Below are 19,084 nucleotides of genomic sequence, written 5' to 3'. Positions count from 1 at the left end.
GATTGATACTCCCCTTACGCTTTAACTGCAGCTACAACTTTTTCTGCGGCATCAGACAAGCCGTTCGCAGAAATTAATTTCAAACCAGATTCATCAAGTAATTTAGCACCTAATTCAGCGTTGTTACCTTCTAAACGAACAACAACTGGAACAGTTACGTTTACTTCTTGAACCGCTGCAATAATCGCTTCAGCAATCATGTCACAACGTACGATACCACCAAAGATGTTAATTAAAACACCTTGTACAGATGTATCAGCAAGGATGATTTTGAACGCTTCGATTACACGTTCTTTAGTCGCGCCGCCACCAACGTCAAGGAAGTTTGCAGGCTGACCACCATAAAGTTTAATGATGTCCATAGTTGCCATTGCAAGACCAGCACCGTTAACCATACAACCAATGTTACCTTCTAAAGCAACATAGTTAAGATCAAATTCAGATGCTTTTAATTCACGCTCATTCTCTTGAGACTTGTCACGTAAAGCAGCAACTTTAGGTAAACGGTAAAGCGCGTTAGAGTCGATACCAACTTTTGCATCTACACATAAAATATCGCCATTTTCACGAACTGAAAGTGGGTTAATTTCGAATAGGGCAAAGTCATTTTCAACAAATGCTTGGTAAGCAGCAGCCATAATTTTAACAAACTGGCTGATTTGCTTGTCTTTCAAACCTAATGCAAACGCAACTTCACGCGCTTGGAATGGTTGTAAGCCAACTAATGGATCAACTTCAACTTTGATAATTTTTTCTGGAGTTTCTTCTGCAACTTTCTCGATTTCTACACCACCTTCTGTAGAAGCCATGAAAGTAATACGACGGCTAGAACGGTCTACAACCGCGCCCAAGTAAAGCTCGCGCTCAACTGGGTATACGTCTTCAGCAACAATAATGCTGTTTACAGGTTGACCATTTGCATCAGTTTGATACGTTACAAGACGAGTACCAATAATGTTGTTTGCAAATTCGATAACATCTTCTTTAGATTTTGCAACTTTAACGCCACCAGCCTTACCGCGACCACCAGCATGAACTTGCGCTTTCATTACCGCGAATTTACCACCAAGCTGTTCGAATGCAGCAACTGCTTCGTCTGCATTGGTTGCCAAGATACCTTCTTGTACCGGCATACCATATTCTTTCAATAACGCTTTAGCTTGATACTCATGTAAGTTCATTTAGTTACCTACTTAACTTTGTTTGTTGTCTTCAATTTGCGCAACATTCTCATGTTGTATATGCAAATTGCTGTCTACCTCTATCACCTTGATGTTTTTTTAATCACACCATCAAATGTGAAAAAGAGCGGAGAACCGCTCTTTATTTTATTTACGCTTACGTTGAATCGCGTGAATTGCACGACCATCTACAGCAAGTGCAGCTTCATGAACAACTTCAGAGAATGTTGGATGACCAAATGTCATTAACTGAAGGTCTTCAACAGAAGATACAAATTCAAGTGCGATCATACCTTGATGTACGATATCAGATGCAGCAGGTCCAATGACATGCATACCTAATAAACGGTCAGTTTTTGCATCAGCAACAAACTTAACGAAACCTGCACCTTCACCCGCAGCTAAAGCACGACCATTTACAGCAAAACCGAATTGACCAGTTTTAACTTCATGACCTTTTTCTTTAGCTTGTTCTTCAGTTAAACCAACCCATGCCGCTTCCGGATGTGTATAGATAACAGAAATGATTGTGTCATAGTTCACTTGAGCTGCATGACCGTGGATACGCTCAACAGCCATTACACCTTCTTCCATTGCTTTATGAGCAAGCATTGGACCACGAACCAAGTCACCAATTGCATATACACCTTCTACAGAAGTTGCACAGTAATCGTTTACTTCAACTAAACCACGTTCAGTCAATTTAATGCCTGAATCATCTGCCAATAAACCTTCTGCATAAGCTTTACGGCCTACACAAACGATTAATTTGTCAAAAGTTTGAGTTTTTTCTTCGCCACCTTGAATGTATTTAACAGTCACTTCACGACCATTAACTTCAGTACCAGCAACTTTAGCGCTAATACGAATATCAAGACCTTGCTTAGTTAAAAGTTTTTGGTAGTCTTTTGCCAAAGCTTTATCAGCCATTGGTAAAAATGCATCCATTGCTTCAAATACAACAACTTCAGAACCAAGACGACGCCAAACAGAACCAAGCTCTAAACCGATTACACCAGCACCAATAACACCTAAACGTTTAGGTACTTCTGGGAAATTTAATGCGCCAGTTGAATCAACAATAATATCTTGATCTACAGGAGCTACTGGAATATTTACAGGTACAGAACCAGACGCAAGAATCACATATTTAGGTTCTAAAACTTGAGTCTCACCTTCGTGTGAAATAAACTCAACTTTTTTACCAGCAAGTAATTTACCAGTACCTTTTAACCACTCAATACCGTTGCCTTTAAGCAATTGATCGATACCACCAGTTAATTGGTCAACAATTTTGTCTTTACGAGCAAGAAGCTTAGCAAGATCAAAATTCACTTCACCTGTAGTAATACCGTGATCAGCTAAATGATGCACTGTATCTTCATAACGATGTGAAGAGTCAAGTAATGCTTTAGAAGGAATACAACCTACGTTTAAGCATGTACCACCTAAAGATGGCTTACCGTTGTGAATACGTTTTTCGATACAAGCGACTTTAAAACCTAGTTGAGCAGCACGAATTGCAGCTTCATAACCACCAGGACCACCGCCAATAACAACAAGATCAAATTGTTGAGACATTGTTTATCTCCATGGTCCGAGATAGAGGATCACTCTATCTCGGTAATATTATTCGAAGAAATTAAAGATCAAGGATGAGTTTAGCTGGTTCTTCTAACAATTCTTTGATTGCTACCAAGAAACCTACTGCTTCTTTACCATCGATCATACGGTGGTCATAAGAAAGCGCTAAATACATCATTGGCAAGATTTCAACTTGACCATTTACTGCCATAGGACGCTCTTGGATTTTGTGCATACCCAAGATACCAGTTTGCGGCTGATTCAAAATTGGAGTTGAAAGTAATGAACCGAAAGTACCACCGTTAGTGATAGTGAAAGTACCACCAGTCATTTCTTCGATAGATAATTTACCATCGCGCGCTTTAGCAGCATAAGCACCAATACCTGCTTCAACTTCTGCATAGCTCATACGATCAGTATCACGTAATACTGGAACAACAAGACCACGGTCAGAAGATACTGCAACACCGATGTCATAGTAACCATGATAAACAATATCATCGCCATCAATTGAAGCATTTACCGCAGGATAGCGCTTAAGTGCTTCAGTTACAGCTTTAACAAAGAATGACATGAAGCCTAAACGAGCACCATGGCGCTTTTCAAACGCATCTTTATATTGCTTACGCAATTCCATGATTGGCTTCATGTTAACTTCGTTAAATGTAGTTAACATTGCAGTTTCTTGAGTTGCAGAAAGAAGGCGCTCAGCTACACGCTTACGTAAACGAGTCATTGGAACGCGTTTTTCGATACGCTCACCAACAGCTACGCTTAACGGAGTAACGTTAGCAGCTGGTTTAGCTTGATGGTTTGTCACATCTTCTTTAGTGATACGACCACCACGACCAGTACCTTGTACGTCAGCAGCAGCAATACCAGTTTCAGACAAAGCTTTACGAACTGCAGGAGCTTGACCAGATACAGCTTCAGTGCGCTCAACAACAGGAGCTGCACCAGCTTGAGTTTGAGCAACTGCTTGCTCTACTGCAGGAGCAGCTGCAGCACCAGCACCAGCTTCAAACTGAGCAATTACTTCGTCAGAAAGAACTGTATCGCCTTCACCTTTAATGATTGCAACTAAGCTACCATCTGCAGGAGCAACCACTTCTAAAACAACTTTGTCGGTTTCAATATCACAGATCACTTCATCACGTGATACAGGTTCACCCACCTTTTTGTGCCAAGTTGCGATGGTTCCATCTGCAACTGACTCTGGGAATACCGGTGCTTTAATTTCGGTTGCCATTATTGAGAATCTCCTGATTGTTCAGCTTCGAGTGCCAATGCATCATTAATTAGCTGAGCTTGTTGTTTTGCATGCAAGTACGGTGAGCCACAAGCTGGTGCAGCAGAAGCTTCACGACCTGCAAAACTGATACGGATTTGTTTGCCAGATTTTAAAATATCGTCGTATAAACGCGGTGCGATAAATAACCAAGCGCCTTGGTTCTTCGGCTCTTCTTGGGTCCAAACAAGTTCTTTCACGTTTGGATATGCAGCCAAGATTTCCGCAAGACGTTGTTCTGGATATGGATATAACTGTTCAATACGTACGATTGCAACGTTAGTTAAGTTTTGTTCACGACGTTTTTCAAGTAAGTCGTAATAAACTTTACCACCACAAAGTACAAGACGAGTTACATCAGACTTGTTAATTTGATCAACTTCATCAATTACAGTCTGGAATGAACCATTTGCAAGCTCTTCTAAAGTAGAAGTCGCAAGTTTATGACGAAGTAAAGATTTCGGTGACATTACAATCAACGGCTTACGAATTGGGCGTACAGCTTGACGACGTAATGCATGGAAAATCTGTGCAGGTGTCGTTGGAGTGATCACTTGCATGTTATCTTCAGCACATAACTGTAAGAAACGTTCTAAACGAGCTGATGAGTGCTCTGGACCTTGACCTTCGAAACCGTGTGGTAACAACATTGTTAAACCACAAACTCGTTCCCACTTAGTCTCGCCAGAAGCAATAAACTGGTCAATTACAACCTGAGCACAGTTTACGAAGTCGCCAAATTGCGCTTCCCAAATGATTAAGCTCTTAGGAATTGTAGTTGCATAACCATATTCAAATGCAAGAACAGCTTCTTCAGATAATAAAGAATCATAAATTGCAAAACGAGACTGGTTTTCTTTGACATTGCAAAGTGGAATATACGTTGATCCATCTACTTGGTTATGCAATTTTGCATGACGGTGTGAGAATGTACCACGCCCAACGTCTTCACCAGTAATACGAACAAGGTAATCTTCATCAATCAAGGTTGCGTAAGCTAAAGTTTCAGCAGCACCCCAGTTCAATGCAGTTTCACCAGTTTGCATTTTCACACGATCTTCAATAACTTTTTGCACTTGACGCTGCATAACAAATCCTTCCGGAAGTTTGCTCATGCCCTCGCCTAATTCTTTTAAGCGATTTAAGTCAAATGAAGTATCCCAATCATCTGTATAGTCATGGCCTAAATAAGGCGTCCAATCAACAAACATTTTTGTATTTGGTTCAAGTACTAAAGCGTTTGCAACATGGTTTCCGGCTTCTAAATCTGCACGGTAATCTTCAACCATTTGGTCTGCTTCAGCACGATCAATTACTTTGTTTTGAACAAGCTGATCTGCATAGAGTGTACGAGTTGTTGCTTTTTTAGCAATCACTTGGTACATCAATGGTTGTGTACCAGATGGCTCATCTGCTTCGTTATGACCACGACGACGGTAACAGAACAAATCAAGCACAACATCTTTACGGAATTCGTGACGGAAATCATGTGCTAATTGAGTAGCAAAGATTACTGCTTCAGGATCATCGCCATTCACATGGAAGATTGGCGTCTGAATCATTTTTGCAACGTCAGTACAATATTCAGTAGAACGTGCATCACGTGGATCAGAAGTTGTAAAACCAACTTGGTTGTTCACGATAATGTGTACAGTACCACCAACCGTATAGCCACGAGTTTGTGACATCTGGAAGGTTTCCATGTTCACACCTTGACCTGCAAATGCAGCATCACCATGAACAATTACTGGTAATACATCATCACCGCCGATATCTCTACGACGCACTTGACGTGCACGCACAGAACCTTCAACTACAGGACCAACGATTTCCAAGTGAGATGGGTTAAATGCTAATGCCAAGTGAACTTCGCCACCAGGAGTCATTACATTACTTGAGAAACCTTGATGGTATTTAACGTCACCAGAACCTTTCTTATGAATAGCTTTACCTTCAAACTCGCCAAACAAGTCTGCAGGGTTTTTACCCATAATATTAACAAGAAGGTTTAAACGGCCACGGTGTGGCATACCAATAACAACTTCTTTACAACCAACAGTACCAGCACGTTGAATGATTTCATTCACCATAGGAATAAAAGATTCACCACCTTCCACACCAAAGCGTTTAGCACCAACGTATTTATTACCTAGGTATTTTTCAAGCCCTTCTGCAGCGGTTAAACGCTCCAAGAACCCTTTCTTTTGATCATTTGTAAAATTAAGCTGACCACGAACACTTTCAAGACGTTGCTGAATCCAACGCTTTTCTTTTGTGTCCACGATATGCATATATTCAACACCGATTGAACCACAATAGATTGCTTCCATTGCTTCAATCATTTCACCAAGCGTTGCTTCGCTTTTGCCAATCTCAAGATTGCCTGTGTTGAATACTGTGTCTAAATCTGATTTGGTTAAACCATGTGCTGAAAGTTCTAAATCAGGAATATCTTCACGCTTAGCAAGACCTAATGGATCTAATTTAGCTTTTTGATGTCCGCGATTACGATAAGCAGCAATAAGTTGTAAAACGCCAATTTGACGACGTTCATGCTCAGTACTTACCGTACTTTGTACAACAGGTTGAACACGATTAGCATTACGTCCTAGTAATAGGAATTGCTCACGCACAGCGCCGTGTGGTTGGTCACCCTTTGGATATTTATCGAAATATTGGCGCCAGTCCTCAGCTACAGAGGTTGGGGAAGACAGGTACTGCTCGTAAAGTTCTTCAATATACGCTGCACTATCAGCGGAAAGTTCAGTGTCAAGACGCAATGCGTCAGCAACTTCTTGCATTTGTGGACCCATTTCCTATTGCAAAAAATATTACAGGCTGCCTTTTAAGCACACCCATGATGCATAATGCCGAATTGGTAAAAAAGGCATTACTTACCCAACAGGTCTTTACGACCATGGGGCGTCATACTACCTAGAGAGGAACTCCATAGGTAATTAATGAATCACAACACCCTCAATGGCATCATCACTCACCTTATACTCGATTAAAACCGAGCAATTTTTTGCAAATCTTTTTAGAAAAATTAACTTTAAAATTAACTTTTCTAAAATGACTTTAACCATAAAAATTAAGCACAGATCTAAGATCGTGCTATTTAAATTAATTCCACTAGTATACGCTTTTTTTACCTATAACTTTGTGGCAAATCGTATCATGTTCTTAACGAACGATTGATTTTTTTGACACATACCACCTATAAATTGGCGAAATACATATGCGATTTTATCTTTTAATATATGGTGCAATATATAAAAACCTCATCTTTTTCAACCAAAGTCTAAAGTTTACATTATAAAGTTAAAAAAAAACGCACATCAAGGATGTGCGCTCTCTATTTGTGCAGAATTAACCCGCTTGATCTAATAGCATATTACGGATGTGACCGATTGCTTTTGTAGGATTTAGACCTTTAGGACATACTGACACACAGTTCATAATACCTTTACAACGGAACAAACTGAATGGATCGTCAAGACGAGACAAACGGTCTGCAGTAGCAGTATCACGAGAATCAATAATAAAACGGTATGCATTCAACAATGCTGAAGGACCCAAGAACTTGTCAGGGTTCCACCAGAATGATGGACATGAAGTTGAACAACATGCACAAAGAATACATTCATACAAACCGTTTAAGTGTTCACGCTCTTCTGGAGATTGTAAACGCTCTTTAGGTGGAGCTGGTTGGTTATTAATCAAGAATGGCTGAATCTTGTCATACTGATCATAGAATTGGTTCATATCAACAACCAAATCTTTAACTACCGGCAAACCTGGTAATGGACGAATTACGATTTTCTCTGGTAAATCATTCAGGTTTTCTAAACAAGCCAAACCATTTTTACCATTGATATTCACACCATCCGAACCACAAATACCTTCACGGCAAGAACGACGGAATGTTAACGTTTCGTCTTGAACTTTCAATGCAAGCAATGCATCAAGCAACATACGGTGCTTATCAGTCAATTCAAGCTTAAAAGTTTGCATGTACGGCGCTTTATCCTTATCAGGATCATAGCGGTAGATTTCGAATGTACGAGTACCTCTACTCATCTTTATACTCCCGATTAGAATGTACGTGGTGCTGGCGGAATTGCATCAACAGTCAACGGTTTGAAGCGCACTGGCTTATATTCCAAACGGTTATCTGATGAATACCATAACGTATGTTTCATCCACTCATCATCACGGCGACCGTATGAATAAGTTGGGTGATCAGCTGGTAATTCATAATCAACTACAGTATGCGCACCACGACACTCTTTACGTGCAGCAGCTGAAATCAGAGTTGCTTTTGCAACTTCATACAAGTTTTCAACTTCAAGTGCTTCAACACGCGCAGTATTAAATACTCTAGATTTATCTTTCAAGTGGATATTACGCACACGTGGCTCAAGAGCAAGAATCTCTTTTACACCTTTATCAAGCAAAGCTTGGGTACGGAATACACCAGCGTGATCTTGAACGATATCACGAATTGCATCAGCAACTTCTTGAGCATTCTCACCAGCAGTTGAGTCATCCAACTTACGTACACGAGCTAGTGTTTGCCCTAATACGTCTGTTGGAAGTGGTGCATATTCATCACCATGATGCTTAGTTACGTAATCGATAATGTGCTCACCAGCAGCTTTACCAAATACAACCAAGTCAAGAAGTGAGTTAGTACCTAAACGGTTTGCACCATGTACAGATACACAAGAACATTCACCAATTGCATAGAAACCTTTTACAGGTTTAGTGTAGTTATCTGTACCCACTTCAGGCAAACATACCTGACCATGCATATTCGTAGGAATACCACCCATTTGATAATGGATTGTTGGTACTACAGGAATTGCTTCTTTTGTAATATCAACGTTCGCGAATTTTTTACCAATCTCAAATACAGATGGTAAACGCTTCATGATTGTTTCAGCGCCCAAGTGAGTCATATCAAGTAAGATATAATCACCTTTTGGACCACAACCACGACCTTCTTTAATTTCTTGGTCCATAGAACGTGAAACGAAGTCACGTGGAGCCAAGTCTTTTAAAGTCGGTGCATAACGTTCCATGAACGGTTCGCCGTCTTTATTACGAAGGATTGCACCCTCACCACGACAACCTTCAGTCAGCAATACACCAGCGCCCGCAACACCCGTTGGGTGGAACTGCCAGAACTCCATATCTTGCAATGGAATACCAGCACGAGCAGCCATACCAAGACCGTCACCGGTGTTGATATAAGCATTCGTTGATGCACGATAAACACGACCAGCACCACCAGTAGCAAATAATGTCGCTTTTGCTTGGAATACTGAAATGTTACCAGTTTCTTGGTCAATCGCTGTTACACCAAGAACATCACCAGCTTCGTTACGGATCAAATCAAGAGCGATCCACTCAACGAAGAACTGAGTACCCATTTTCACGTTGCTTTGATAAAGCGTGTGCAATAATGCATGACCTGTACGGTCCGCAGCTGCACAAGCACGTGGAACTGGCTTATCACCATAGTTAGCAGAGTGACCACCGAACGGGCGTTGGTAAATTGTACCATCAGCGTTACGGTCAAACGGCATACCCATGTGTTCAAGTTCATACACAACTTTTGGCGCTTCACGACACATAAATTCAATTGCGTCTTGGTCACCTAACCAGTCAGAACCTTTTACCGTATCGTAAAAATGGAAATGCCAGTTATCTTCTTGCATATTACCTAACGACGCACCGATACCACCTTGAGCAGCTACAGTGTGCGAACGTGTCGGGAAAACTTTAGTGAGTACTGCAACCTTCAAACCTGCTTGAGCAAGTTGGTAAGATGCACGCATACCAGAACCACCACCACCAACGATAACTGCATCGAAAGTGAGGTTTTGAATATTTGAATAATCTTCTTTAGGGGTTATCGCGCCCATGATGTCTTCCTATCAATTCGCCCAGAAAATCTGGATACCCCAGATTGCGTACACAAACACTGCAATAATGACAGCCGTCGTCAGTACAAGGCGTAAACCTTTCGCTGAAGGACCCATTTGACGAGTAGTGACATAGTCAGTAAAAACTTGCCACATACCAATCCATGCGTGTGCGATAAGCGATAAAATTGCCAACAAAGAAAAAATCTTCATTGGTAATGTCATCATAAAACCAGCCCACTGTTGATAGTCAAACCCGCCTTTGCAGAGAATCCAACCTAAAAGAACAACAGTATAAGCTGCTAATACAACCGCACTTACACGCTGGATAAACCAATCACGAGAACCCGAACCAGTTAAACCTGTAGCACTTTTCATTAGAACATAATCCATACAAAGGCTGCGATAATAGCTACCACAGACAAGATCAATGAAATTGTCGCTGCAATACGACCACTTTGCAGTTCTTCAGCAAAACCCAAGTCTGCAAGTAAGTGCTTAACTCCAGAAATAAAATGGAATAATAAGCCGGCTACAAATACCCAAACGATAAAACGTACAAGGATATTTCCAAACACGACATTTTTAACGTAGTCAAATCCTTCTGGTGAAGATAATGATTTATCTAGAATCCATAAGAGAACTGGTACTAATAAGAAAACGATGACACCTGATAAACGGTGTAAAATTGATGCAATAGCCACGGGTGAGCGTAAATTTACCGCTAACACCTGACCCATGGACAAATTGACAGGTCTGTTGCTTTTCACAGCGGGCATCCTGTAGGTAGAAACTCCGACCGGAGTTTGTTGAATTAATTCCAAGGAAAGCTGGCATTGTTAGGCAAGCACAGCTCATGCCTAACCTATAAACGACACTGAATTATAAAACGCGAAGTATCAAAATACAAACAATCCACTTTCCCATTTAAGTAAAAAACAATTAAATAAGAATCATTCACAATGATATCACCCTATTAACCCTACAAAAAAGGTATACATAGCTCTATCATGTTGTTGTTTAAAATAACTTTTTATTTAATTTCATTTTTTCTGAAATTTCTTTTAAATAAGTGAGTTTTAGACTAAAGATAAAGTTATAAATTCATCATATAAATAGAAAAATGTTAGTAACACCTCATATTTTCAATATAAAGCTGTAATTCAAATAAGTGAACGTACTTACATTGGACCCAAATCAGCCAATCTAAAACACGTTTGAGAAAGCAATTTTTATTGGAAACAAGAGTTTTTATTATTCTAATGCAGTTCAATTAGCTATTTTTTATACAATTAAACTTAAAAAAACATCAATATTCTTTGTTACAACTCAATAAAAATAGAGTTTTTTTTGATTAGCAATTTGAAATTACACCATGAGTTTTATGATTTTTTTAATTGGATTGGCATTTTCTACCGACTTGTCATTTCTAATTTTAATTTAAAGATTTGCTTACAATTGTACTCATACTTCATTTTTTTTCTGCACGTTCTTGTTGAATTGACTTATTATACGATCCCGATGCAGTGATTTTACTGACTTTTTTTGCTCGGGTCTTGATGACTAACTCTCTGTGGGATCGTCATTTTTTATCCATAAGTATAATTGACAAAATTTCAGTACTCACTAATCTTATAGCAAATTTTGACAGCGTCTGATTCGCACATGAGAACATTAGGATTTCGGGTCAGATCAACATTCACCAGGACAGGAGATCTATTGAATGTCTGAAGCAAATGGCAAAAAAGCCGTATTACATCTTGATGGCAAAGAAATTGGATTACCAATCTACAGTGGCACTTTAGGTCCAGATGTAATTGATGTCAGCAGCATATTGAAAGAAGGTCATTTTACTTTCGATCCTGGTTTTATGGCGACAGCTGCATGCGAGTCTAAAATTACGTTCATTGATGGTGACAAAGGTATTTTATTACACCGCGGTTACCCAATTGATCAGTTAGCAACTCAAGCAGACTACCTTGAAACTTGCTACTTGCTATTAAATGGCGAGCTTCCAACTGCTGAACAAAAAACAGAATTTGATGCTAAAGTTCGTGCTCACACTATGGTTCACGATCAAGTTAGCCGTTTCTTCAATGGTTTCCGTCGTGATGCTCACCCAATGGCAATCATGGTTGGTGTTGTTGGTGCATTATCTGCGTTCTATCACAACAACCTTGACATTGAAGACATCAATCACCGTGAAATCACTGCGATTCGTCTCATTGCAAAAATTCCAACACTTGCTGCTTGGAGTTACAAATATACAGTAGGTCAACCATTCATCTATCCACGTAATGACTTAAATTACGCGGAAAACTTCTTACACATGATGTTTGCTACCCCTGCTGACCGTGATTACAAAGTAAATCCTGTTCTTGCTCGCGCGATGGATCGTATCTTCACGCTTCATGCTGATCACGAACAAAATGCTTCGACATCTACAGTACGTCTTGCCGGCTCTACTGGTGCAAACCCTTATGCATGTATCTCTTCAGGTATTTCTGCGCTTTGGGGACCTGCTCACGGTGGTGCAAACGAAGCTGTACTTAAAATGCTTGATGAAATCGGTAGTGTAGAAAACGTTGCCGAGTTCATGGAAAAAGTAAAACGTAAAGAAGTTAAACTCATGGGCTTCGGTCACCGTGTGTACAAAAACTTCGACCCACGTGCAAAAGTCATGAAACAAACTTGTGACGAAGTTCTTGAAGCATTAAATATCAATGATCCTCAATTAGCGCTTGCTATGGAACTTGAGCGTATTGCATTGAACGACCCGTACTTCGTTGAACGTAAACTTTACCCTAACGTAGATTTCTACTCAGGTATCATCCTTAAAGCGATTGGTATCCCAACAGAAATGTTTACGGTAATCTTTGCACTTGCACGTACAGTAGGTTGGATCAGCCACTGGTTAGAAATGCACAGCGCACCATACAAAATCGGTCGTCCTCGTCAGCTTTATACTGGCCCGACTCAACGCGATATCAAACGTTAATATTCGAAAGAAAATTAGTGATAAAAAAGCTGCCTTTTGGCAGCTTTTTTTATTGAGTTATCTTCAATTCAATCTACAAACTTATTCTTCATCAAACACACTTAATAAGTGATGACTAATTCCATCAGCTCTCAACCAAGCTAACTCATAACTCGCTTTAGCTAAAGCTAAAACGCGCCTTTCGAATTCAACCCATATTGTTTTGACTTGAGACTCTGAAATACCCAAACCACTTTCTGTTGCCAGTTGCTTATTTTTTTCACATATTTTTAAAGCGTGATAGAGCTTACGACCTTTGCTCGCCCCTTCCATCAGCCGAACACGTTTACTTAAAATAAATCCTTCTACATGCTGCAAGTTTGCATGAGGTAACATGGGTACTAGAATTTGATTCAATTGATCATCTAAACGCTTCCATACAGCCAAACGTTGCTCTGCTGTATAAGTATTCCATTGAATCACTTCATGGTTAAAACGACGACAACCACGGCAAACCTGATCACCAAAAACTGTTGAACAACGCCCTGCACATGGGGTGAGAGAGAGCGTTCGATGATCACTACTCAAAACAGACTCCTTAAATAAACCATATACTTTTTATGGTTTTCTCGCTTATTACAAATTTTCGCGCTAAAATGTGCGCCTTAAATTTCTATCTTAATACATTTGGAGTTTTCCATGAACGCTACTGTAGAACAGCTTGCACCTGTAGAACAGCAAGCGACCGCAGATTGGGTTGTTGCCGCACTATATCAATTTAAAGAAGTTCAAGATCCTACGGATCTTCAGCAACGTCTATTAAACTTAGTGAAAACAATTAATCTGTGTGGAACTCTGATTGTAGCAGGTGAAGGAATTAATGGTACTGTGGCGGGCGACCGTGTAGCAATTGATAGTCTTTATCAATTTTTGCTCAATGAAGGTTTTGCCTCTATGGAATACAAGGAGTCTTTTAGCTCCGACAAACCTTTCCGTAAAATGAAAATTAAACTTAAAGAAGAAATTGTGACTTTAGGTGTTGAAGTTAAACCCCGCGACTTAGTGGGCCACTATCTTGATCCAAAAGAATGGAATGATTTAATTGCACGCGATGATGTAATTTTAGTCGATACGCGTAATGATTATGAATATAAGGCGGGTACTTTCAAAGGTGCAATCGACCCTAAAACTGAGACATTCCGCGAGTTTCCAGAATATGTTAAAAAAGAGCTAGAGCAACATAAAGATAAAAAAATTGCGATGTTCTGTACAGGCGGTATTCGCTGTGAAAAATCAACTTCTTTACTTCTCCAAGAAGGATTTACAGAGGTTTACCACCTTAAAGGCGGTATTCTTAAATATTTAGAAGAAACCCCTGCTGATGAAAGCTTATGGGAAGGCGAATGTTTCGTATTTGACGGACGTACTGCCGTAACTCATGGTGTTGAAGAAGGCGTAAATATTAAATGTCATGCTTGTGGCTGGCCGCTAACTCCAGAAGAGTCTGCTTTACCAAGCTATGAACATGGTGTTTCTTGCGTGTATTGCATCGACAAGACAACGGAAAAACAAAAAGCTGGTTTTCGTATGCGCCAGTCACAAATTGCGGCTGCAAAACGTAAACGTTTATAATTTATAAAAAGGGCATCAAATGATGCCCTTTTTTAATTTTATTTATAAAGTTCCATAAGTTTCTTGAACTCTAAGCTCACGCAATTCATTGAAGACACTGTTGGAGATTTCCCAACAACCGCTCTCAACCTCCCATCATTAGAAAAATTCAACCCAATCTGACTATAAGTATTAATATCTGCATAAGGTCCTGTATTAATCACAAGATCTACAATATCAAGTTTATCCTCATCAAAAACAAATGCTCCACCATCCTCTTGTTCTTTATCCAATAATGCTGATACTTTTTGGTTCCCTTTAGTTAAACTCACTTTATTACCTTGTTTTACCAAAACACACTTTTCATCTGAGTCCGCAGCTACCAAATTACTTTCAACAAAATCGTTAAGAACCTTATCTGAACATTTATTGTATGGTTGCATATTCTCCGATGCAGGCAGCATTTGACAGGCATTCGTATTAAAATTAAAAATAATTGGTATCGAATTATCCAAAACCTCAACATTCTTAGGCAATTGAGATAAGTTTCCATCTTTAATTAAAGTTAATAATGCTTCATAGTCTTTAATATTTTCAATAGCCTCCAACAACTCTTGAATAGCTTGATGAATAGAACTATTAGCTTTCACCTCAACATTAAATAGATCCACATCATTATCAATACCATAGCCCTTTTTAATAAGCTCAGCTACAAAAGCAGAATTTGATGATTTTAATTTTTCTGTAGTCATAATTCCAGATTGATACCACGTTACAGGAATTTGGTTACTTGCATAAGCAATTACCATATCTGTCAGCGGATTAATATTTACATCTCTCTCTTGATCAATATAACTATGGTAGCTTTGCCCATTAGCTTTTACCTGTAAACGACAAGGAAGCTTACTACTGTCTAGTTCACCTTGCCATTGCCCTTGTGCATTAACAACTACAGAACTTTTAAAACCAGCTCCGTCTTTACAAATTGCTGTTACATTTGCACCATTCAAAGCGGAATTCGAAAAAGCTGTACCGACAACTACTTTATAGGTAACTTCTGCTTGTTTAGATTCCACAATTTGCATTTCATTTACGCTATCACTATTTTCGCCCCCACAGGCAACTAGTAATATTATTGAGAATAATCCAGTAAGTTTAAAAATTATATTCATATTAAATCGCATTGTTATAGCATTAAAGATTTTCATATCGCCCATGAAATATACATATGACGAAATAAATTAATTTATGATTAAGAGAGAGTTTTCAAAAATATTGCGGGTAATTATATACAAATAAAATTAATGTAAAAATATTATATTCAATTATGTATTAAAATACTGAAAGCATAAAAAACGCCCTAGAAAGGACGTTATTTACTTAGTTTTTAAAGTTTAATTTGGCGTATGATACATCAAGTATAATTCATTCAAATTATCTGGAATTTCTTCTGCCAGTTCATCCATTAGCTGTCCATTACGACGGAAAGATTCCATCTGCGGATCTTCTTCATCAATTCCACTAAATACCATCATTGGTAAAGTTAAATCAATTAATTGTTCTTCATATTCAGGAGCAAACCATGCCTCTTCATTTAAGAACATTGCATCAACAAATCCCACACTCCAGTCGCCTAAGCTAGATTCAACATCAGCTTCTTCAACTTCAAATGGAAATGCAATTCCATTTTCATTTGCTAAATCTTGTCGAATTGACTCCAACCACGCATTGATTTGCTGAATAATTTCAGCAGGAACCTTCTTATGGTTATTATCAAACAGCTCATCTAACCAACGGTCAAACTGAGGGCCTACTGCAATTGCACACAGAAAACCATGAGTTGCAGCGAAATCTAGACCATACTCATTGTGGTCTCCATCTAGATATTCACTTAATTGGTCTAAATCTAACGCACTCATTGTGTTACCTGACTATAAAAAAGAAATCTACGATAGCATAGCATTTAAGCTGACGATGCCCTATTCAGATTTGATTAGTCTTCATCATCAAGATCATCATCGTCTAAATCATAATCAAAATCCTTCAACTCACGCTCTAAACGGCGTTGAGCTAATAGATCATCGATTAATCTACGTTTTTCTAATGATTCTTTCGCAGTGATTTTGCCTGATGACTCATCAAAACCGACATCATCATCATCACCGTAGCTATCATCTAGTTCAAAATCTGTAGAAGACACTAAAACTACCTCTAATGAAAAAATGTGAATGGGTCTAGCCGCTATTTATCTCTCTTACAGAATCATGTCAAGTTTTATTTATATTTTTTTCATTAAACTGCATATTTGTACTTTTTTTCACCCAAAAAATTGTGTATTTATAAAACTGAACTATTTTTGTGATCAAGAAAAAATTCTATGATCTTTTCCATGATTTAAGCTTGAAAAAAATGAATTTAGCCCAATATCCAAAAAACAGACGTGAATTCAAAGATATTTTTTATTTAACGGTTACCGATCAAATCCAAAATATTTCAAGCAAATTGTGCTATCATGCACGGTTTTTCACTGCCACAGATTCAACGAAGAGTAAGCAAAGATGAGCGATATGCATTCCCCTACTTCTCAAGTAGCGGCTCTGATTAGCCGAGGCAAAGAACAAGGTTACTTAACTTACGCTGAGGTTAACGATCATCTGCCGGACTCGATTACTGAAAGCGAACAGATTGAAGACATTATTCAAATGCTTCAAGACGTTGGTATTCCTGTACACGAGCGTGCACCTGAATCTGACGATACCATGTTCGGTGAGTCAACTGACACAGCCGATGAAGTTGCTGAAGAAGAAGCTGCTGCCGTACTTGCATCGGTTGAAAATGAGCCTGGGCGTACGACAGACCCTGTACGTATGTACATGCGTGAAATGGGTACAGTTGAACTGTTAACCCGTGAAGGTGAAATCAGCATTGCAAAACGTATTGAGGAAGGGATTCGTGATGTCCTTAATTCAATTGCGTATTGGCCAAATGCTGTTGAAGTTGTATTAAAAGAATATAATGATTTCTTGACTGGCGAACGTCGCCTTGCCGATATTTTATCTGGCTATCTTGATCCGGAAACTGACGCAGAAATTCCTGAAGTTCTAGAAGAAGAAACAGAGCTTGAGGAAGAAGCAGCGCCAGCTACACCAGTAAAAGAAGTTAAGCTTGACGACGATGAAGAAGATGAAGAGTCAGAAAGCGATGATGACTCTGAAGGTGAATCTGGTCCAGACCCTGAAGTTGCAAAGGTTCGTTTTAATGAACTTGAAGCTGCATGGACTAAAACAAAAGCTATTATTGAGAAACATGGTCGTAACAGCCCAGAAGCAGATGAAGCTTTAGAAGCTTTAGCTACTGTATTTATGATGTTTAAGTTTACACCGCGTTTATTTGACATCATTTCTGAAATGATTCGTGGTACACATGAGCAAATTCGTGCCAACGAACGTGAAGTTATGCGTTACGCAGTACGCCGTGGCCGTATGGATCGCACTCAATTCCGTACATCTTTCCCTAAGCAAGAATCCAATCCAGCTTGGTTAGATGAACAGATTGCCAAAGCCCCTGCTGAGATCAAGGCGCATTTAGAAAAGGTTCGTCCGGATATTTTAGCATTCCAGCAAAAGATTGCAGATATTGAGAAAGAACTTAATTTAAGTGTTGCTGAAATTAAAGATATTTCTAAGCGTATGGCGATTGGCGAAGCAAAAGCACGCCGTGCTAAGAAAGAAATGGTAGAAGCCAACCTTCGTTTGGTGATTTCGATTGCGAAGAAATATACCAACCGTGGTTTACAGTTCCTTGACTTGATTCAAGAAGGGAACATTGGTTTGATGAAAGCTGTAGACAAGTTTGAATATCGTCGTGGATATAAATTCTCGACTTATGCAACTTGGTGGATTCGTCAGGCGATTACCCGTTCAATTGCCGATCAGGCTCGTACAATTCGTATTCCTGTGCATATGATTGAAACGATTAACAAGATCAACCGTGTATCTCGTCAATTGTTACAAGAAATGGGCCGTGAACCGACACCTGAAGAACTAGGTGAACGTTTAGAGATGGACGAAGTTAAGGTTCGTAAAGTACTTAAAATTGCCAAAGAACCGATTTCAATGGAAACGCCTATTGGTGATGATGAAGATTCGCATCTTGGTGATTTCATTGAAGACCAAAACATCACTTCTCCAATTGATGCTGCGACTTCAGAAGGCTTAAAAGAAGCAACACGCGAAGTACTTGAAAACTTAACTGAACGTGAAGCAAAAGTATTGAAAATGCGTTTTGGTATTGATATGCCAACCGATCATACACTAGAAGAAGTGGGTAAGCAGTTTGACGTAACACGTGAGCGTATCCGTCAGATTGAAGCGAAAGCGTTGCGTAAATTACGCCACCCTTCTCGTTCTGAACACCTACGTTCTTTCTTGGAAAATGACTAAGTTTTGAAAGCTTGAAATTTCAAAAGCAAGCCCCATTTAATAGAAAGAGCTATAAACGCCTGCGATGATGC

16 protein-coding genes and 1 pseudogene are annotated in these 19,084 nt (G+C 39.3%); 4 read left to right on the top strand and 13 right to left on the bottom strand.

What is annotated here, in order from left to right; genetic code table 11:
• Positions 1 to 14 precede the first annotated feature (14 nt).
• The 9 genes from sucC to sdhC form a co-directional block, all read right to left on the bottom strand.
• The gene (sucC, locus tag AC2117_RS03970) at positions 15 to 1,181 is read right to left on the bottom strand and encodes an ADP-forming succinate--CoA ligase subunit beta (RefSeq protein WP_003655470.1); all 1,167 of its coding nucleotides are present in this window, start codon (positions 1,179 to 1,181) and stop codon (positions 15 to 17) included.
• Between the two features lie 147 nt (positions 1,182 to 1,328).
• Positions 1,329 to 2,762, bottom strand: coding sequence for a dihydrolipoyl dehydrogenase (gene lpdA / locus AC2117_RS03965; protein ID WP_133972068.1), 1,434 nt, complete (start codon positions 2,760 to 2,762; stop codon positions 1,329 to 1,331).
• A 61-nt stretch (positions 2,763 to 2,823) separates the two neighbouring features.
• Entirely contained in the window at positions 2,824 to 4,014 is a 1,191-nt protein-coding gene (gene odhB / locus AC2117_RS03960) for a 2-oxoglutarate dehydrogenase complex dihydrolipoyllysine-residue succinyltransferase (RefSeq protein WP_133972066.1), read from the bottom strand.
• Positions 4,014 to 6,854, bottom strand: coding sequence for a 2-oxoglutarate dehydrogenase E1 component (locus AC2117_RS03955; RefSeq protein ID WP_133972065.1), 2,841 nt, complete (start codon positions 6,852 to 6,854; stop codon positions 4,014 to 4,016). The genes odhB and AC2117_RS03955 overlap by 1 nt, the downstream gene beginning before the upstream one ends.
• 156 nt (positions 6,855 to 7,010) lie before the next feature.
• Entirely contained in the window at positions 7,011 to 7,139 is a 129-nt protein-coding gene (locus AC2117_RS03945) for a hypothetical protein (RefSeq protein WP_002116082.1), read from the bottom strand.
• Between the two features lie 283 nt (positions 7,140 to 7,422).
• Positions 7,423 to 8,133 (bottom strand): succinate dehydrogenase iron-sulfur subunit, encoded by a 711-nt coding sequence (locus AC2117_RS03940; RefSeq protein WP_003655458.1) that lies wholly within the window; start codon positions 8,131 to 8,133, stop codon positions 7,423 to 7,425.
• Between the two features lie 14 nt (positions 8,134 to 8,147).
• Positions 8,148 to 9,983, bottom strand: coding sequence for a succinate dehydrogenase flavoprotein subunit (gene sdhA, locus AC2117_RS03935; protein WP_042897590.1), 1,836 nt, complete (start codon positions 9,981 to 9,983; stop codon positions 8,148 to 8,150).
• Positions 9,984 to 9,995: 12 nt separating this feature from the next.
• Positions 9,996 to 10,361: a succinate dehydrogenase, hydrophobic membrane anchor protein gene (gene sdhD, locus AC2117_RS03930; protein ID WP_003655454.1), complete on the bottom strand. Its 366-nt coding sequence runs from the start codon at positions 10,359 to 10,361 to the stop codon at positions 9,996 to 9,998.
• The gene (sdhC, locus tag AC2117_RS03925) at positions 10,361 to 10,762 is read right to left on the bottom strand and encodes a succinate dehydrogenase, cytochrome b556 subunit (protein WP_128814476.1); all 402 of its coding nucleotides are present in this window, start codon (positions 10,760 to 10,762) and stop codon (positions 10,361 to 10,363) included. The genes sdhD and sdhC overlap by 1 nt, the downstream gene beginning before the upstream one ends.
• 498 nt (positions 10,763 to 11,260) lie before the next feature.
• On the opposite strand from sdhC, the pseudogene AC2117_RS19215 reads away from it, so the two are divergent.
• Positions 11,261 to 11,341: pseudogene (locus tag AC2117_RS19215) on the top strand (hypothetical protein); the annotation flags it as partial.
• 365 nt (positions 11,342 to 11,706) lie between these two features.
• Positions 11,707 to 12,981, top strand: coding sequence for a citrate synthase (gene gltA / locus AC2117_RS03920; protein ID WP_004789414.1), 1,275 nt, complete (start codon positions 11,707 to 11,709; stop codon positions 12,979 to 12,981).
• A gap of 81 nt (positions 12,982 to 13,062) precedes the next feature.
• On the opposite strand, the gene AC2117_RS03915 is transcribed toward gltA, so the two are convergent.
• Positions 13,063 to 13,548 (bottom strand): DUF1289 domain-containing protein, encoded by a 486-nt coding sequence (locus tag AC2117_RS03915; RefSeq protein WP_133972063.1) that lies wholly within the window; start codon positions 13,546 to 13,548, stop codon positions 13,063 to 13,065.
• 111 nt (positions 13,549 to 13,659) lie between these two features.
• Between AC2117_RS03915 and AC2117_RS03910 the strand changes: the two genes are divergently transcribed.
• Positions 13,660 to 14,592 carry a rhodanese-related sulfurtransferase gene (locus AC2117_RS03910; RefSeq protein ID WP_133972061.1) on the top strand — a complete coding sequence of 311 codons (933 nt, stop codon included), beginning with the start codon at positions 13,660 to 13,662 and terminating at the stop codon, positions 14,590 to 14,592.
• A gap of 38 nt (positions 14,593 to 14,630) precedes the next feature.
• On the opposite strand, the gene AC2117_RS03905 is transcribed toward AC2117_RS03910, so the two are convergent.
• The 3 genes from AC2117_RS03905 to AC2117_RS03895 form a co-directional block, all read right to left on the bottom strand.
• The gene (locus AC2117_RS03905) at positions 14,631 to 15,743 is read right to left on the bottom strand and encodes a hypothetical protein (protein ID WP_133976181.1); all 1,113 of its coding nucleotides are present in this window, start codon (positions 15,741 to 15,743) and stop codon (positions 14,631 to 14,633) included.
• Positions 15,744 to 15,965: 222 nt separating this feature from the next.
• A complete protein-coding gene (locus AC2117_RS03900) occupies positions 15,966 to 16,490 on the bottom strand; it encodes a YecA family protein (protein WP_133972059.1) in 525 nt (174 codons plus the stop codon).
• A 74-nt stretch (positions 16,491 to 16,564) separates the two neighbouring features.
• Positions 16,565 to 16,771 carry a PA3496 family putative envelope integrity protein gene (locus AC2117_RS03895; RefSeq protein WP_016137045.1) on the bottom strand — a complete coding sequence of 69 codons (207 nt, stop codon included), beginning with the start codon at positions 16,769 to 16,771 and terminating at the stop codon, positions 16,565 to 16,567.
• A gap of 358 nt (positions 16,772 to 17,129) precedes the next feature.
• Here AC2117_RS03895 and rpoD point away from each other — a divergent pair, with 358 nt between their 5' ends.
• A complete protein-coding gene (gene rpoD, locus AC2117_RS03890) occupies positions 17,130 to 19,013 on the top strand; it encodes an RNA polymerase sigma factor RpoD (protein WP_042897603.1) in 1,884 nt (627 codons plus the stop codon).
• Positions 19,014 to 19,084: the final 71 nt, after the last annotated feature.

Origin of the sequence: Acinetobacter calcoaceticus (assembly GCF_900520355.1) — a bacterium.
Classification (GTDB): Bacteria; Pseudomonadota; Gammaproteobacteria; order Pseudomonadales; family Moraxellaceae; genus Acinetobacter; species Acinetobacter calcoaceticus_C.
This window is presented reverse-complemented; position numbering and strand designations above follow the sequence as displayed.

What these genes read in the sequence shown, in the direction of transcription:
- sucC (WP_003655470.1), bottom strand. Translation starts at nt 1,181, where the DNA reads ATGAACTTACATGAGTATCAAGCTAAAGCGTTATTGAAAGAATATGGT.
- lpdA (WP_133972068.1), bottom strand. Translation starts at nt 2,762, where the DNA reads ATGTCTCAACAATTTGATCTTGTTGTTATTGGCGGTGGTCCTGGTGGT.
- odhB (WP_133972066.1), bottom strand. Translation starts at nt 4,014, where the DNA reads ATGGCAACCGAAATTAAAGCACCGGTATTCCCAGAGTCAGTTGCAGAT.
- AC2117_RS03955 (WP_133972065.1), bottom strand. Translation starts at nt 6,854, where the DNA reads ATGCAAGAAGTTGCTGACGCATTGCGTCTTGACACTGAACTTTCCGCT.
- AC2117_RS03945 (WP_002116082.1), bottom strand. Translation starts at nt 7,139, where the DNA reads ATGGTTAAAGTCATTTTAGAAAAGTTAATTTTAAAGTTAATTTTTCTA.
- AC2117_RS03940 (WP_003655458.1), bottom strand. Translation starts at nt 8,133, where the DNA reads ATGAGTAGAGGTACTCGTACATTCGAAATCTACCGCTATGATCCTGAT.
- sdhA (WP_042897590.1), bottom strand. Translation starts at nt 9,983, where the DNA reads ATGGGCGCGATAACCCCTAAAGAAGATTATTCAAATATTCAAAACCTC.
- sdhD (WP_003655454.1), bottom strand. Translation starts at nt 10,361, where the DNA reads ATGAAAAGTGCTACAGGTTTAACTGGTTCGGGTTCTCGTGATTGGTTT.
- sdhC (WP_128814476.1), bottom strand. Translation starts at nt 10,762, where the DNA reads ATGCCCGCTGTGAAAAGCAACAGACCTGTCAATTTGTCCATGGGTCAG.
- gltA (WP_004789414.1), top strand. Translation starts at nt 11,707, where the DNA reads ATGTCTGAAGCAAATGGCAAAAAAGCCGTATTACATCTTGATGGCAAA.
- AC2117_RS03910 (WP_133972061.1), top strand. Translation starts at nt 13,660, where the DNA reads ATGAACGCTACTGTAGAACAGCTTGCACCTGTAGAACAGCAAGCGACC.
- AC2117_RS03905 (WP_133976181.1), bottom strand. Translation starts at nt 15,743, where the DNA reads ATGAATATAATTTTTAAACTTACTGGATTATTCTCAATAATATTACTA.
- AC2117_RS03900 (WP_133972059.1), bottom strand. Translation starts at nt 16,490, where the DNA reads ATGAGTGCGTTAGATTTAGACCAATTAAGTGAATATCTAGATGGAGAC.
- rpoD (WP_042897603.1), top strand. Translation starts at nt 17,130, where the DNA reads ATGAGCGATATGCATTCCCCTACTTCTCAAGTAGCGGCTCTGATTAGC.